We start from the raw sequence: 15,689 nt of genomic DNA on the forward strand, positions 1-15,689 counted from the left end.
CGCTCCCTAGAACCCGCTTTCCCTGACACCCAACGCCGCCACCCGACGCCAGGCCGCTCCCAATACCGATTCACCCTGCCCCTGCAACACCACCACGCCACGCAACGGCTGGGCCGGGGCGGGCGTCCCGTCGAGGGCGCTCAAGCGAACCCCATACTGCGCCTGCACCGGCTCGGCTCGCTGTTGCGAATCACGGCGCACGGCGATGGGGCCGTGGTGGTCGGACGTCAACGCCTGTTGCTCGACCCAGGCTACGCCGTTGGCGTCGATTTCGTTGAGCTGCACCGCAATCGAGGCGTGCATCGGATCGTCAGCAATAAACCGTCCCATGGCACCCGGCGCGACCCTCCAGAGCTCGGCTTCGGTGAGGTAGCCGCGCAAGCGTGAGTCATCCTGCACCACTCGAGCCAGGGGTTGGGTGGGCGACAGCCAGCGCCCGGCTTGCAGATCCGTCAGCAGGTCGCGTACTTGTCCGGCGTGGGGCGCGCGCAACAACAGGCGCTCACGCTGAGCGACCAGGCCCCGGTATTCGGCCACTGCTTCGGCCAGTTGCTGTTCGACGATACCGGCATCGGCGGCGGTTTCGCTGCGGCCGGCCTGGCGGCGCATCTGCAACTGTTGGATCTGGATTTCCCGGCGCACGATGGCCAGGCGCGACGCCATGTCCGGCGACTCCAGCTCGATCAACACATCGCCCTGGGCCACGACCTGGCCGTCATGGACATTGACCTGCTTGACCCGCGCCGCCACCGGCGCATGCAAGGCGCTGGCACGGCCGGCTTCCAGCATGGTCGGGACCTCCACCGCGCTGCGCCAAGGCAACAGCAGGACCAGCAGCAACACCAGCAGCACCAAGCCAGTCAGCAACACACGAGGGCGATGAGCCTGCTCGCGGCGGTTCCACCATTGCCGTCCTTCACTCACGATAGGCATGAAAATGAACCAGACCAATTCCACCATCATCAGGAAAATGCCCAGCACCTTGAAGAACAGGTGATAGACCGCCAGGGCGATACCGAGGAACAACGCCGCGCGCCACAGCCAGGCGCCATAGCCCCACACCAACAAGCGCCGGCGCATCTTCGGCGACCATGGCTCCGGCGCCGCCGCGCCATAACCGAACAAGGCTTCGCGCAGACGCCAGCGACACAAGGCGAATGCGCGGCCCTGGAGGTTATCCACCGCCCAAAAATCGCTGAGCAGGAAATACCCGTCGAAGCGCATGAAGGGATTGAGGTTGATGATCAGTGTGGTGATCCAGGTGGCGCTGGCAAGCATGAACGCCGCCGTGCGCGCCGGGCCATCGGGCAGCAGCGACCAGGCCAGCAAAGCGATGCAGGCCAGCAGCAATTCGGCGAGCACGCCGCCCGCGCCGATCAACAGCCGGGCCCGTCGATCCCTGATCCGCCAGGCGTCGCTGACGTCGGTATAAAACATCGGCAACAGCACCATGAATGCCACACCCATGCTCTGCACCCGGCAACCGGCGCGCTTGGCCATGAAGGCGTGACCGAATTCGTGGCACAACTTGGCAAAGAACAACGCCACGCCGAATGCCAGCGCGCCCCCCAGGCTGAACAGGTGTGGAAAGGTCGCCAGAAACCGCTGCCAGTCCCTGGACACCAGGAAAATGCCCAGACCCAGGGTCAGCGGTATTCCATAACGCAGCACGCCAGGGCCAAACCGCGCGAGCCAAGGCCAGGCGCGATTGAGAAACGCATCCGGACGCCACAGCGGTATGCGGAAAAACAGGTATTGATGCAGCAGGATCTGCCACACGCTCTGGCGCTGGGAAGCCGTCTTGTACTGATAGCTGTCACGTTGTTGCGGGTCCATGGCGCTGATCAGGTCATGTCCGCGCAAGAAGCCCAGCAACTGCTCCAGCGATTCGTCATTGAGCGGCAGGCCCGGCTCGCGGTTGGCCGCCTGCAGCACCTGTTCCGGATCGCCCAGGGACCAGTGTCGCAGCATGCGCATGGCCGCCGCGCCCAACTTGAAATAGCGGCCGCGTACCGGATCGGCCAGCGTCCATTGGGGTGAGCCGTCCGGGTCGGGGGCGGCCGCGGACAGTTGCAGATCGGCCCGCAAGCTCGGCAGGACCACGCTACAAGCCCACGCTCTGGCGCAGACCTGCCAGTGGCCGACGCAACAGGTACAACGCCAGCGGCGCGCGATCGCCGAAAATCTTCGCCGTTCCCCGCAGGCCGATGCGCGGCGCCGTGGCATCGAATCGCGCATCCAACCGATAGGCCAACTGTCCGGCGGCGGTAGGTTGCGCTTCGTAGGTCGAACGCTCAAGCCGGGCCAGGTGCCGTTGCAACGGATCGCTGTCGAGAAACAACGCCACCTGTGCGCCCGGCTCCAGAGCAATCGCATCGCCCACCGCCAACTCGATACGCAACTCGGCCTGGTTCGGATCGGCAATTTCCATCAGCCGCTCGCCGGTCTGCACGGGCTTGCCGAGCCAGCGCTCGGCGTCGGCGAATACCGCGATGCCGTCACGCTCGGCGCGGACTTCGCTGCGCTTGAGCAACTCCATCGCGTAGTCGCGCTCGGCGCGTTTCTGCTCGACGCGAGCCGCCAGCAAGTCGATCTTCGAACTGGACTCGGCGTCGGCAAACGAGCGCTGGGAATTGGCCTTGAGCTCCGCCTCGGCCACGCCCAACGCGCGCTCGGCCACATCGGCCTGGGCCTTGAGGGTGGTGCTTTCGAAGCGCAGCAACAGGTCCCCGCTTTTGACGGTCTGGTTGGGCTTGACCCGGAATTCGGCGATTACGCCATCCAACGGCGCCGCCACCACCTGCCCGCCCAACGGCACCACTTCAGCGGGGGCCAATACGGACTGGCGCACCGGAATCAGCAAGCCCAGCAGCAATACCGCCACCAACGCGACCTGGCGTTTGCGCGTCCAGCGCAGGCGCCACGGCTTGCGAGGTTGCAGCGCCAGCCACGCATGGCTGTAGGTGTCGCCCAGCTGCGACAGCAGCACTTGTTCCGGCGCCGTCCAGGGAAGGTCGCGGGCCAGCCACAAGCCACCGAAAACCTGGCCTTGATGATCGATCAATGGCAGCCAGAATACGTGCCCGGCCGACAGGCTTCGCCAATCCGCCTGGACCGATTCGCTCACCTCGTCAGGGGCAATGACCCGCGCCTTGTCCAGCGTCCCCTTTTTGAACAATTGCGCGACTGCTTGCTCGACAAACGCCACGAACGGCGCGTTCGGCTCGACGGCGCTGACGCCGGTCACGGCTTGCACTTTACCGGCGATCAATAGCGCGGCATGACGAAAGCCGAACAGGGCCTGGCCATCGTTCACCAAGCTGTAGCTCAGCTGCTCCGGCGTACGCGCGGCCCTCGTCTGGCGCTCCAGGTCGAGGAAGCGGGCAAACACTTGCTCGGCGCTGCCCGAAACCGGCGCGTTCACTTCGACTCCGAGAAGCGCGCCGTGCCGCTCATACCGGACAGCAGGCCGCTGGCATCCGGAACACTCGCCACCAGCAACAGCGTCTGGCTGCCCTCGTCGATGCGCGCGCCCAGGCGCTTGACCGTCGCTTGCAGCGGCTGGCCAGTTTCATCGGGAACAAAGGTAAAGGGCTGGCCGGGCTTGAGCTTGCCCATCCAACGCGAGGGAATCAGCAGGTGAATTTCCAGCGTGCGGTTGTCCACGACGTCCAGCAACGGCGCTCCGGCCGCGACGCTTTCATAACGCTGGACCTTGCGCGCCACCACCCGCCCGTCGAACGGCGCGATAACGCTGCAGCGCTTGACCTGCACTTGATAAACCTGGGACTGCGCCTGGGCCTCGCTGAGCCGGGCCTCGGCCCGCGACACCTCGAAACGCCCGACGGATTTCAACGCGGCGAGCTGCCGATTGTGGGCCAGCTCTTCACTGGCGCCCCGGCTCGCCGCCTGGGCCGCGTTGAGCTGGGCCTGATAGGCCGAGCAATCGAAACGCGCCAAGGTGTCGCCCTTCTTGAACGACTCACCCTCACTGAACGGCAACTCGACAATCCGCCCGGCCAACTCGCTGGCGAGCACGGCTTGATCCCGCGCCCGAAGCACTCCTCGCGCCTCGCTGCTCGACGCACTGGCGGAGATGTTGCCCTCCAGCAACGGATCGTCGGAAGCCGGCGTCTGCGCCTGAACCCCGCACGTTATGAAGGCCAATCCCACAACCCAACTGCACAAACGTCGCATGACCGTTACTCCCTGACGGATGGGCGGAGTCTACGACAGCGGTGGAGAGCGTCAAGGAGGAACCGTGAGAGGTATGAAATCTGCTGGTCCTGCGCGCACTGTGGCGAGGGGATTTATCCCCGTTGGGCTGCGCAGCAGACCTAAATGGTTGAAGACCAACAGCCTGACACACCGAGATAACTGTTTTCAGGGCCGCTTCGCGTCCCATCGGGGATGAATCCCCTCGCCACGGGTTGAGTAACATCAGCACTGATAGCGTTGGCCTTACACTTTCTTCTACTTAGGATGCCCCCACTCAACCCCATACGCAGAGATTAAATTCGCTGGCCGTTGGGGTGAAAACACCGGCTTCGGCCGGTTTTTTCGTTTCTGCGGATTGAGAACAACCCTGAACTGAACGCACTCCCTGTGGCGAGAGAGCAAGCCTGCTCGCGATGACGTCAGCCCAGACAACCCCAAACCTGTGGCGAGGGAGCTTGCTCCCGCTGGCCTGCGCAGCAGGCCCCCAACATTCCTTCAGGCAAACCGCATGGCCCGGTTTTGCTGCGCAGCCGAGCGGGAGCGAGCTCCCTCGCCACGGGTTCGGAGGATGACTTCAGAACGATTCAACGCTGCATCCCCCAACGCTTCACCGTCACCCGCTCCAGACTGTCGAACACCAGGTTCTCGACGAGCAGCCCGATAAGGATCACCACCGCCAAACCGGCAAACACCTTGTCGGTGTACAGCTCGTTGCGGTTCTGGAAGATGTACCAGCCCAAACCGCCCTTGCCGCTCGTGGCGCCGAACACCAGTTCGGCAGCGATAAGGGTTCGCCAGGCGAAGGCCCAGCCGATCTTCAGCCCGGCGAGGATCGACGGCAACGCGGCCGGGATGAGGATGAACAGCACAAAGCGCAGGCCCTTGAGCCCGTAGTTGCGCCCGGCCATGCGCAGCGTTTCGGACACGCCCAGAAAACCCGCATACATGTTCAACGCCAGCGCCCATAGCACCGAATGCACCAGCACGAAAATCAGGCTGTTCTGTCCCAGGCCGAACCACAACAGCGCCAACGGCAACAGGGCGATGGCTGGCAATGGATTGAACATCGACGTCAACGTGCTAAGCAGGTCGCGGCCCAACTGCGTCGACACCGCCAAAGTGGTCAAGCCAAACGCCAGGATGATGCCCAGCAGATAACCCTTGAGCAGCACCACCAGGGAAATCCACACCTTGCCCAGCAGCTCGCCGCTGAGCAAACCGTCGTACAACGCGTTGGCGGTTTGCAGGAAGCTCGGCAGCAGCAAATCGTTGTTCTGGTAACGCGCCACGCCCTCCCACAGCACCGCCAGCGCTATCAGGATCAGGCTTTTGCGCAGCCAACCCTGTTGCCACAGGCGCTGGCCCAAGGGCAACTCCCGCTCCAGCGGCACGTGGGTCAGCGGTTGCAGATCGACTTCGTATTCTTCGCGCACTGGCAATAACTGGCTCATCAAACCCTTTCCTCAATACGCGATACGGATATCGGCAAACCCCAGCTCACGCTCGGCCTCCGGCGACTGGCCTTGCTCGAACAGCAACGAATGAATCCGCCGTGCCGTGTGCTGGAAACCCACGCCGCCAAGGCTGTGCAGATCGTATTGATGGCTGTGGATTTCCGCCCGGACCCGTCCCGGGTGCGGCGACAACAGCAGAATACGATTGCCCACCACCAGCGCCTCCTCGATGGAGTGAGTGACGAACAGCAGGGTGAAACGCACCTCCTCCCAGAGCAGCAACAATTCTTCCTGCATTTTACGCCGGGTCAGGGCATCGAGTGCGGCGAAGGGCTCGTCCATCAACAGGATTTTCGGCTGCATCGCAAGCGCCCGGGCAATCGCGACACGGGCCTTCATGCCCCCCGACAAGGTGTGGGGGTAGGCATCGGCAAACGCCGCCAGCCCCACTTTGTCGAGATAGTGCAGCGCCCGCTCTTCGGCTTCGCGACGCTTGAGCGTGCCCGACGCCAGCAGCGCGAACATCACGTTCTGCTTGACGCTTTTCCAGGGCGGCAGTTGGTCGAACTCCTGGAACACGACGATCCGGTCCGGACCCGGCGCGTTGACGGTTTGGCCTTGCAGTCGGATCTCGCCTTCACTCGGCGCGATGAAACCGCCGATGGCCTTGAGCAGCGTGGACTTGCCGCACCCGGACGGGCCGAGCAGTACAAAACGGTCCGCCGGATCGACTTCGAAACTGACTTGATGGGTAGCCCGCACCACACGCTGCGGGGTGCGGTATTCCAGGCTGACGTTGTCCACCGCCAGCAACGCGGTGTCGGTGCGGGTGGCGTTGCTGGCCGCGTGGCCTTGCAATGGCGCGTTCATGACGATCAGCTCCCCTGCAACGGTTTTGCGTCCTGGAAGAAATAATCTTCCCAGGAGGCCGGTTTGTTCTTGATCGCACCGACGCGGTAGAGGAACTCAGCCAATGGGTAAGTGTTCTTCGGCGTGACGGTGAATTCGATCTGGGGGTTTTCGATGATCTTGAGCAAGGTCGCGCGGTCAATCTTGGCCTTTGTCACCCGCAGGTAAGTGTCCGCCGCCGCGCCTTTGTCATTCTGGGCAAACTCGGCGGCCTCGGTCAGGGCCTCGATGAACGCCTTGTACGTCTTCGGGTTTTCATCACGGAATTTTTCGGTCGCGAACAGTACGGTGGGCGAGTTCGGCCCGAGCACGTCATAGGAATTGAGTACGACGTGGACGTTGGGGTTTTGCAGGGCCTGATCCTGGAACGGCGGGTTGGAAAAGTGCCCGGTCAACTCGGTGCCGCCGGCCATCAGCGCGGCCGTGGCGTCCGGGTGCGGGACGGCCAGGGTGTACTTGTCGAGACGATTGAAATCCTTGTCGCCCCACTGCTTGGCGGCGGCCAGTTGCAAGAACCGCGATTGCACCGACACGCCCACCGCCGGCACCGCGATGCGGTCCTTCTCGGTGAAGTCAGCGATGGTCTTGACGGTCGGGTTGTTGCTCAGCAGGTAATAGGGGAAATTGCCCAAGGATGCCACGGCCTTGACGTTCTGCTTGCCACGGGTGCGGTCCCAGACCGTCAACAACGGCCCGACACCGGCCCCGGCAATGTCGATGGAGCCCGACAACAACGCATCGTTGACCGCCGCACCGCCCGACAGTTGGGTCCAGTCGACCTTGATATCGATGCCCTCCTCCTTACCGTGTTTCTCGATCAGTTGCTGGTCGCGAACCACGTTCAACAACAAGTAAACGATGCCGAACTGCTCGGCGATGCGAATCTCGCCTTCGGCGTGGGCGCTGGCCGGCGCGATCAGGCTGCTGGCGAGCAGGCTGAACCCCAGGCCGATAGCTGCGGCCAGCGGTGCAAAAACAAGGCGTTTGGACATGGTGATTCTCCGGGCAATTTGCGCGCTGCGCAGCCGATCAGAAAGGGGCGTCGCCCTGGATGGTGGTGCGGTACAGCTTGCGACGCAGATGGCTCGGGCAACCGGCTGCCAAGTGGATCAGCGAGCGGTTGTCCCAGAACACCAGGTCGTGGGGCTGCCATTGATGGCGATAGATGTTCTGGGGCAGCACGCTGTGGGCATACAGCTGCGTCAGGATTGCGGTGCTTTCATCCTCTGGCAAACCAACGATGCGGGTGGTGAAGCCCTCGCTGACGAACAACGATTTACGCCCGGTTTCCGGGTGGGTGCGGACGATTGGATGCACCACTTCGGCCACCTGGGCCAGTTGCTCTGGCGTCAACGTCGGGCGCCAGTTGCCTTCGAATTTGGTCTCGCTGTAGCGCGCCGTGTAGGAATGCGCCGCCGAACGGCCCTCGACCGCCTTCCGCAGCGTTTCGGGCAAACCGTCCCAGGCCTTGTGCATGTCAGCGAATAGCGTATCGCCGCCTTCGCTCGGCAGCTCCTGGGCATGGAGCATCGAGCCGAGGCTGGGCAATTGCTTATAGGAAAGGTCCGAATGCCAGAACTTGCCGGCGTCCCCAAGGCCGACGGATTGACCGTTTTCGATGATGTTGGAAACGATGAGGATTTCCGGATGCCCGGCCAGCAGGAACTGCTTGAGCACATGGGTCTGCAGCACGCCAAAACGACGGCTGAAGGCGATGTGCTGTTCGGGGGTGATGCGTTGGTCGCGCAACACCACCACGTGATAGTCGAGGTGGGCGCGGTGGATGCGAGCGAAATCCTGGTCGTCGATGGGCCGGGACAGGTCCAGGCCGATAATCTCGGCGCCTACGGCATCGGGGAATGGGCGGATCTCGAACGACTGCGGCGCGATGTTCGCGGCATTTGAATCTGGAGAAAAAGAAATGGCTGACATACATCACTCCCACGCACGGCGCGCTTCAATGGCGCGCAATCGATCAAAACTCACGGCGTTACCGTGTTGGTTTGTGTCGTGCGGCGCGCCGATTGGTCGGCAGGTACGCAGGGGGATGACTCTAAAGATATAAGAGCGTTAGTTTAAATATTAAAAACGCATAATCATATGGCCGAACCGACGGTCTGGAAACGACGCCCTTGGCGAGGGAGCTTGCTCCCGCTTGAGTGCGCGGCGCTCGTCGCTTTTTATGGGGCCGCTGCGCGACCCAGCGGGAGCAAGCTCCCTCGCCACAAAAGCACCGAGTCACAGCTCGATTAATTTACCGCTCGTGCAAAGCCTCGGCCCGGGCTTTGACGATCGGCTTGAGCAGGTAGCTCAGCACGGTCTTCTTGCCGGTGATGATGTCCACTGACGCCACCATCCCCGGGATGATCAGCAACGGCTTTTCAGGCGTGCCCAGGTGGCTACGCTCGGTGCGCAGCTTGATGATGTAGTAAGTGCTTTTCTTGTCTTCATCGGTGATGGTGTCGGCGCCGATCTGTTCCAGCTTGGCTTTCAGCCCGCCATAGATGGTGTAGTCGTAAGCCGTGAATTTCACCGTGGCGTCCTGGCCGGGGTGCAGGAAGGCGATGTCCTGGGGACGGATTTTCGCCTCCACCAGGATGGTGTCGTCCAGCGGCACGATCTCCACCAGGTCGCTACCCGGCTGGATCACGCCACCGATGGTGTTCACCAGCATTTTGTTGACGATGCCGCGCACCGGCGACGTCACCAGAGTCCGGCTCACGCGGTCTTCCAGGGCCTTGCCGGTGGCCTGGGCCTTGTTCAGGTCGGTGCGCGCTTCGTTGAGTTGGGTCAAGGCTTCGCTGCGGAATTTACCGCGGGTCTCGTCGATCTTGCGCTGCACTTCCTTGATGGCCGACTCGGCGCGAGGAATCGCCAGCGTCGTGGCGTCCAGTTGCCCGCGGGTCTCGACTTCGGCGCGCTTGAGCCGCAGCACCTCCACCGGCGACACCGCGCCTTGGGCCACCAGCGGCTCGGACATGTTGATTTCCTGGCGTTGCAGCGCCAGGCCGGAGCGGTACTGCGCCTGCTTGGACACGAACTCGCGCAGCTCCTGCTGGCGCTGGATCAACTGCTCCTGCAAGCCACCGATCTCATCGTGCAGTTGCTGGCGACGGCTGATGTACAACGACTTTTCGCTGGCGGCCTGGCCCGGTACGGCCTCGAGCACATCGGCCGGAAAATTCAGCGGTCTATCTTCAACCTCGGCGCTCAGGCGCTCGACCCGCAGCAGCATCGACAGGCGATCGGCCTCGGTTTCCCCGACATTGGAGACAAACCGCGTGTCGTCCAGGCGAATCAACGGCGCGCCAGCCTCGACGATCTGCCCTTCCTTGATGAACAGCTCAGCGACGATGCCACCTTCCAGGTTCTGGATCTTCTGGATCTTGGACGATGGGATTGCCTTGCCGTCGCCCTTGGTCACTTCGTCGATCTCAGCGAAGTTGGCCCACAGCACCAAGAACACAAAGAAGCCGATGATGCCCCAGATCGTCAGGCGCACCACTCGCGGGGCGTCCTCGATCAGTGCCTTGTTGACCTCGGGCAGCGGTTGGCCATGCAGCGAGTCGGAACCCTTGAAATAGCGGCCCACAGCGCCCTTCAAACCTGATTTAAGCAACACTGATCTGCCCCTTTTTCAACGCTTCCATCACGGCGGCCTTGGGACCGTCGGCGAGGATCTGCCCTCGGTCGACCACCAACAGGCGATCCACCAGCGACAGCAACGACGCCCGGTGCGTCACCAACAGCACCGTCTTGTTTTCCACCACGGCGGCCAAGCGCTGTTTCAAGCGTTCTTCGCCGGTGTTGTCCATGGCGCTGGTAGGTTCGTCCAGCAACAGGATGGGCGGATTGAGTAGCAACGCGCGAGCCAGGGCGACGTTCTGGCGCTGGCCGCCGGACAGGTTCTGCCCCCGCTCGCCCACTTGCAGCTCGTAGCCTTGCGGATGCAGGCGTGCGAACTCGTGTACGCCTGCCAGTTCCGCAGCCTGGAGCACCAATTCGTCTTCGACGTAACGGGCGCCGGAGGTCAGGTTGTCGCGCAGGGTGCCGGCCAACAACTGGATGTCCTGGGGCACATAGCCAATGTTGTAACGCAGCTCGCTGACGTCGATCTGGCGAATGTCCACGCCGTCCACCAGCAACGCGCCGTCGTCAGGCTGGTACAGACCCACCAGCAATTTGGCGAGCGAGCTTTTGCCCGAGCCACTGCGGCCGATGATGCCGATCTTTTCGCCCGGCTTGATCACCAGGTTGATGTTCTTCAACGCGGGGTTCTGCTGGTTCGGGTAGGTGAAATTCAACTGCCGGCATTCAACTGCACCCTGCAAGACCTTGCGGCTAAGCGGACGCTCTTCGAAATTGCGTTCCTGGGGCAGCTCCATCATTTGATCGACAGACGTCATGGTCACCCGCGCCTGCTGGTAACGGGTCAACAAGCCCGACAGCGACGCCAATGGGCTCAGGGCACGACCGCTGAGCATGTAGCAAGCGATCAACCCGCCCATGCTCAGGTTGCCGGCGATGATCTGGTAGACACCGAAAACGATCATGATCACCCCGGCCAGTTGCTGGATCAGCAAGGTGATGTTCATCGCCAGGCCGGACAGCATTTTCACCCGCAGTTCGAGACGGCCCAGGGTGCCGATGGTTTGTTCCCACTGATATTGCCGCTCACTCTCGGCGTTGTTGACCTTCACCGCATCCAGGCCGGCGAGGGTTTCGATCAGGCTGGATTGACGCTCGGCGCCCAGGGCCATGGTGCGCTCCATGGTCGCGACCAGGGGCTTTTGCAACGCATAACCGATCAGCAAGGCAATCGGGAACGCCAGCACCGGAATCCACACCAGATGCCCACCGAGGATCGCGATGACCATGAAGATCAGCAGGGTGAACGGCAGGTCGATCAGGCTGGTGAGGGTCAGCGAGGCAAGGAAATCCCGCAGGCTCTGAAACTCATGAATATTCTGGGCAAAGCTGCCCACCCGCGCAGGGCGGTATTTCATGGCCATGCCGACGATGCGCTCGAACAGCGTCGCCGAAATGATCAAGTCGGTTTTCTTGCCCGCCAAATCCAGGCACAAGCTGCGCAGCATTTTCAGGATCAGGTCGAACACATAGGCGCCGGTGATCCCGACGGCGAGTACCCACAGCGTCGACTCGGCCTGGTTCGGCACCACGCGATCGTAGACGTTCATCACGAACAGCGGAGCGGCCATGGCGATGATGTTGATCAACAGGCTGGCGGCGATGGCGTCGGCGTACAACCAGCGGGAACGCATGAGCGTGTCGCGAAACCAGGAACGCGCGCGGGGAATGAGCGTGCCGTGGTTGACGTCAAATTTATGCTGCGGTTGGGCGAAAAAGACTTTGCCGCTGTAGTCGTCGGCAAGCAGCTCATGGCTCACCGTGACTTCGCCGCCTTCGCTTTCGCTGAGCAGCAAGCGCGCCTGGCCGTCCCCGGTCCAGCCCAGCAGCACGGCGCTGCGGCCTTCCTTAAGCAGCAACAGGGCCGGCATTGCAATGGCGGGGATTTGTTCAAGCTTGCGCTGCAGCACCCGGCCTTGCAGACCGGCACGGGCCGCCGCACGCGACAATAATTCGACGCTCAGCCGTTGCTTGGGCAACGGCAGGCCGGTGGTGAGCATCGCCGCGCTGGCAGGCTTCTGATGCAGCATGCAAAGCGCCAGCAAACCATCCAACAATGGGTCGTCGTGCAGCGTGCGCGGGTCATGGACTAGTTCGACTGGACTGACTTCTGATTCCACGCTCGGCACTCTGACTGATAAAAACGGGTGGGAGGACTCAATTCATCCCAGGTAACTGGACCTTGGGTTTCACGTCGTTCTGCACAACCGATGCCAACGGCGCGACCACACCCTGGCTTTTCAGCAACTGGCCCATGGTTGCCTTGATCCGGTACTGGGTGAACAGCTGCACGTTCTTGATTTCCGCCAGGCGACGGGAAGCGCTGAACAACTCGTTTTCGCTGTCGAGCAAGTCGAGCAAGGTACGCTCGCCGAGGCTGAACTGCTTCTGATAGGCCGTGCGCACGTTGGCGCTGCGGTCGACGTATTGCTGGGCGATCGGCACTTGGGCGTTGGCGTTGTTCAACGCGTTCCAGGCCAGGCCCAATTCTTCGTTCAACTGGCGCAGCGCGTTGTTGCGGATATCCAGCGCCTGGTTGGACAGGTAGGACTTGGATTCCAGGTCGGCCTTGTTACTGCCACCGGCGTATAGGTTGAAGCGCATGCGCAGCATGGCTTGCCATTCATTGTTGTGGCCGTTCTGGCCGTCCAGGTCATTGTCGGCGGTGCGACCCAACTCTGCGTCGAAGCGCGGATAGAAGCTCGACTTGGCGGCCGCGTACTGCTGCTCGGCAGCGGCGATATCCGCTTCGGCCGAACGCAGCACCGGGCTGTTGTCCAGCATCTGGGCGCGGGCTTCGGTGAGGTTGGCCGGCAGCAGCGCCATAAAGTCGGCGGGACGCTCCAATTGATCCGGCAGTTGGCCGACGGCGCTGAGGTAATTGGTCTCGGCGTCGGCCAGGTTGGTCTGTTCGGTGATGAGGTTATTGCGGGCCTGGGCCATGCGCGCTTCGGCCTGGTCCAGGTCGGCGCCGCTGCCTACGCCACGGGAGGTGCGCAGCTTGATCTGATCGAAGATGCGTTCGTGGCTTTTGAGGTTTTCCTCGGCCAGGCGCACGAATTCGCGACGGGTCAGCACGTCCAGGTACACCTGGGCCACGGTCAAGCCAGTGCGCTCAGAGGCGTCGAGCAAGGAATAGGCACGGGCATTGACGTTGGCTTGTTGACGCCCCACTTCGCTGGACGTCGCAAAACCGTCAAAAACCATTTGCGACAGGCGCAGGCTCGACTCGCTGCGGTTCAAGGTTTCCCAATGATTATTGGTGCCCGAACGGGTGGTCACGCTGTCGGTGCCTTCACGGCCGTACCCGGCTGCGAGGTCCACTCTAGGCAGGTAGCCGCCCTTGGCAGCCTTGAGCTGATAATCCGCCGCCAGGCGACTGTTCACGCCCGCCTGGATTTCCGGATGAACATCCAATGCTTGTTGCATGGCCTGCGGCAAGGTTTGTGCTTGTACGAAACTGGCGGCGAGGGCGAAAGGTAAAGCCTTGAGCAGATGCGAACGCATGGTTGGTTAAATCCCGAAAACGCTTGTCTTGAATCACAGCGAAACGTGGCGCTGCATCGGATGATGGCAACCGGAATGACCGTATGTCGGAAAGTTCAAAACAGGGGTTGGAACACGCACTGAAAGAACAGGTCGCCGCTTAAATATCAATGTGACATTACAGAAGCGATTGTTTAGGATGGCCGGCAGAAGGTCAATAGTTTGGCAGCAACAAAAACCTTCCGCAGTTGCCGCCAATAAACCGTCAAATTTAAAGCGTCAAAACATTTTTCCTTAGTGAGCATGTACGTCCAGACCGCTACGGCCAACGAGGCTGTCGGGTCCATGGAAGTCTACTGAACGTGGTACCCGGAGAGTCTTCAATGAGCAGTGTTATTGCCGTCGTCAAAAGCATTGTTGGTCAGGTTTTCGCCGTATCCCCCGAGGGTATTCGGCGCGTACTCATTGAAGGCGACCGCCTTAACGTGGGCGACCAGTTGGACACCGGCCCTGCCGGTGCCGTCACATTGGAGCTGGCCGATGGCCGCTCGCTGGACCTGGGCCGGGACACCCAATGGAGCGCCAATGCTGCGGACTCCTCCACTGATCTGGAACAGGCCGCCGCCCAAGCCGCGCCCTCGGTAGACGAACTGCAACAAGCCATCGCCGCGGGCGTCGACCCGACGACCGCTCTGGAAGCCACCGCTGCCGGCCCAACCGCTGCTGGCACGGGCGGTGCGGCCGGTGGTGGCCACAGCTTCGTCGTACTGGATGCCACGGCTGGCAGCGTCGATCCGACAATCGGTTTTCCTACGGAAGGACTCGCCGCGGCTGCCGCCACCGATGACAACATCCTGGGTGGTGACACCACTGCCGATACGACCGCCAACGCCGTGCTCAATGCGACCATGACGCTGAGCGCCACGCCGACCCTGACCGAGGCCGGCGGCGTGCTGGTCTACACCGCGACCGTCACCCAGGCGCCGCTGACCAACCTGACCGTGACCTTGTCCAACGGTGCAGTCATCGTCATTCCAGCCGGACAACTGACCGGCAGCGTCAATGTGCCGCTCGCGCCAAACGACACGGTCTATAACGACCCAAGCCAGATCAGCGTGACTGTCACCGGCACCACCGGCGGCAGCGGCATCGCCGTGACCGTACCCACCACGCCCGCCGTTACCCAGATCACCGACACCGTCGACACCACCACCGTCACCCTGAGCGCAGGCGACACCGTTACCGAAGGCGGTCAGATCACTTACACCGCCACGCTGACCAATCCTGCCCAGACGCCAGTGACCGTGACCTTGAGCAACGGCTCGGTCATCACCATTGCCGCCGGCCAGACCACCGGCACCGTCGCTGTCGATACTCCGCCGAACGATGTCTACAACAATGGCAGTACTGTCAGCGCCACCATTACTGGCGCAACTGGGGGTAACTTCGAGAACCTGGTTCCGAATACGGCGCCTGCGGTCACGACGATCACTGATTCGCTTGACACCACGACCGTGACGTTGACCGCTAACCCGACGGTGAATGAAAACGGCACGATCACTTACACCGCCACGCTGACGGGTGCCGATGGCAAACCCGTCACTGCTCAGAACGGTCCGGTTACCGTGACGCTGGAAAGCGGTAAAACCATCACCATCGCAGCGGGCGCAAGCTCGGGTGTGTTGGATGTAGCGGTTGGCAACGACGTTTACCAGGGTCCAACGACGGTTACCGAATCGATTGCCTCGGCATCCGGTGGCAACCTCGAAGCTATCGCACCTAACACCACGCCAGTCAGCACTGTGGTCAGCGATGTCAACGACACCACTACCGTGACCTTGACTGCTAACCCAACCGTGAACGAAAACGGCACCATCACCTACACCGCCACCCTGACCGGCGCCGATGGCAAGCCCGTCACTGCCCAGAATGGTCCTGTAACGGTCACGCTCGAAAGCGGTAAGACGATCACCA

Annotated in this window: 11 protein-coding genes; 1 reads left to right on the forward strand and 10 read right to left on the reverse strand. The window is 62.1% G+C overall.

All coding sequences use genetic code 11. The features are described from left to right. Positions 1-6: 6 nt before the first annotated feature. From ACLK1G_RS17130 to ACLK1G_RS17175, 10 genes are all read right to left on the reverse strand, one after another. A complete protein-coding gene (locus tag ACLK1G_RS17130; RefSeq protein ID WP_420766491.1) occupies positions 7-2,103 on the reverse strand; it encodes a site-2 protease family protein in 2,097 nt (698 codons plus the stop codon). A gap of 1 nt (position 2,104) precedes the next feature. Further along, complete coding sequence (locus ACLK1G_RS17135) at positions 2,105-3,424, reverse strand: efflux RND transporter periplasmic adaptor subunit (protein WP_420766492.1); 1,320 nt, start codon at positions 3,422-3,424, stop codon at positions 2,105-2,107. Further along, positions 3,421-4,197 carry an efflux RND transporter periplasmic adaptor subunit gene (locus tag ACLK1G_RS17140; protein WP_420766493.1) on the reverse strand — a complete coding sequence of 259 codons (777 nt, stop codon included), beginning with the start codon at positions 4,195-4,197 and terminating at the stop codon, positions 3,421-3,423. Before ACLK1G_RS17140 ends, ACLK1G_RS17135 begins: the two co-directional genes overlap by 4 nt. Before the next feature lie 605 nt (positions 4,198-4,802). Next, positions 4,803-5,669, reverse strand: a complete 867-nt coding sequence (locus tag ACLK1G_RS17145; protein WP_420766494.1) for an ABC transporter permease — start codon at positions 5,667-5,669, stop codon at positions 4,803-4,805. Positions 5,670-5,681: 12 nt separating this feature from the next. Further along, entirely contained in the window at positions 5,682-6,542 is an 861-nt protein-coding gene (locus tag ACLK1G_RS17150) for an ABC transporter ATP-binding protein (protein ID WP_420766495.1), read from the reverse strand. Between the two features lie 5 nt (positions 6,543-6,547). After that, positions 6,548-7,573 carry an ABC transporter substrate-binding protein gene (locus tag ACLK1G_RS17155; RefSeq protein ID WP_420766496.1) on the reverse strand — a complete coding sequence of 342 codons (1,026 nt, stop codon included), beginning with the start codon at positions 7,571-7,573 and terminating at the stop codon, positions 6,548-6,550. 37 nt (positions 7,574-7,610) lie between these two features. Further along, complete coding sequence (locus tag ACLK1G_RS17160) at positions 7,611-8,513, reverse strand: TauD/TfdA dioxygenase family protein (RefSeq protein ID WP_420766497.1); 903 nt, start codon at positions 8,511-8,513, stop codon at positions 7,611-7,613. A gap of 322 nt (positions 8,514-8,835) precedes the next feature. Further along, positions 8,836-10,203: an HlyD family type I secretion periplasmic adaptor subunit gene (locus tag ACLK1G_RS17165; RefSeq protein WP_420766498.1), complete on the reverse strand. Its 1,368-nt coding sequence runs from the start codon at positions 10,201-10,203 to the stop codon at positions 8,836-8,838. Continuing rightward, entirely contained in the window at positions 10,193-12,349 is a 2,157-nt protein-coding gene (locus ACLK1G_RS17170) for a type I secretion system permease/ATPase (RefSeq protein WP_420766499.1), read from the reverse strand. Before ACLK1G_RS17170 ends, ACLK1G_RS17165 begins: the two co-directional genes overlap by 11 nt. A 37-nt stretch (positions 12,350-12,386) precedes the next feature. Further along, on the reverse strand, positions 12,387-13,736 hold the full coding sequence (locus ACLK1G_RS17175) for a TolC family outer membrane protein (protein ID WP_420766500.1): 1,350 nt from the start codon (positions 13,734-13,736) through the stop codon (positions 12,387-12,389). 362 nt (positions 13,737-14,098) lie between these two features. On the opposite strand from ACLK1G_RS17175, the gene ACLK1G_RS17180 reads away from it, so the two are divergent. Continuing rightward, positions 14,099-15,689: retention module-containing protein (locus ACLK1G_RS17180; protein ID WP_420766501.1), on the forward strand; the 1,591-nt coding region annotated here is incomplete at its 3' end.

It is taken from the genome of Pseudomonas algeriensis (genome assembly GCF_048847255.1).
Lineage (GTDB): Bacteria > Pseudomonadota > Gammaproteobacteria > Pseudomonadales > Pseudomonadaceae > Aquipseudomonas.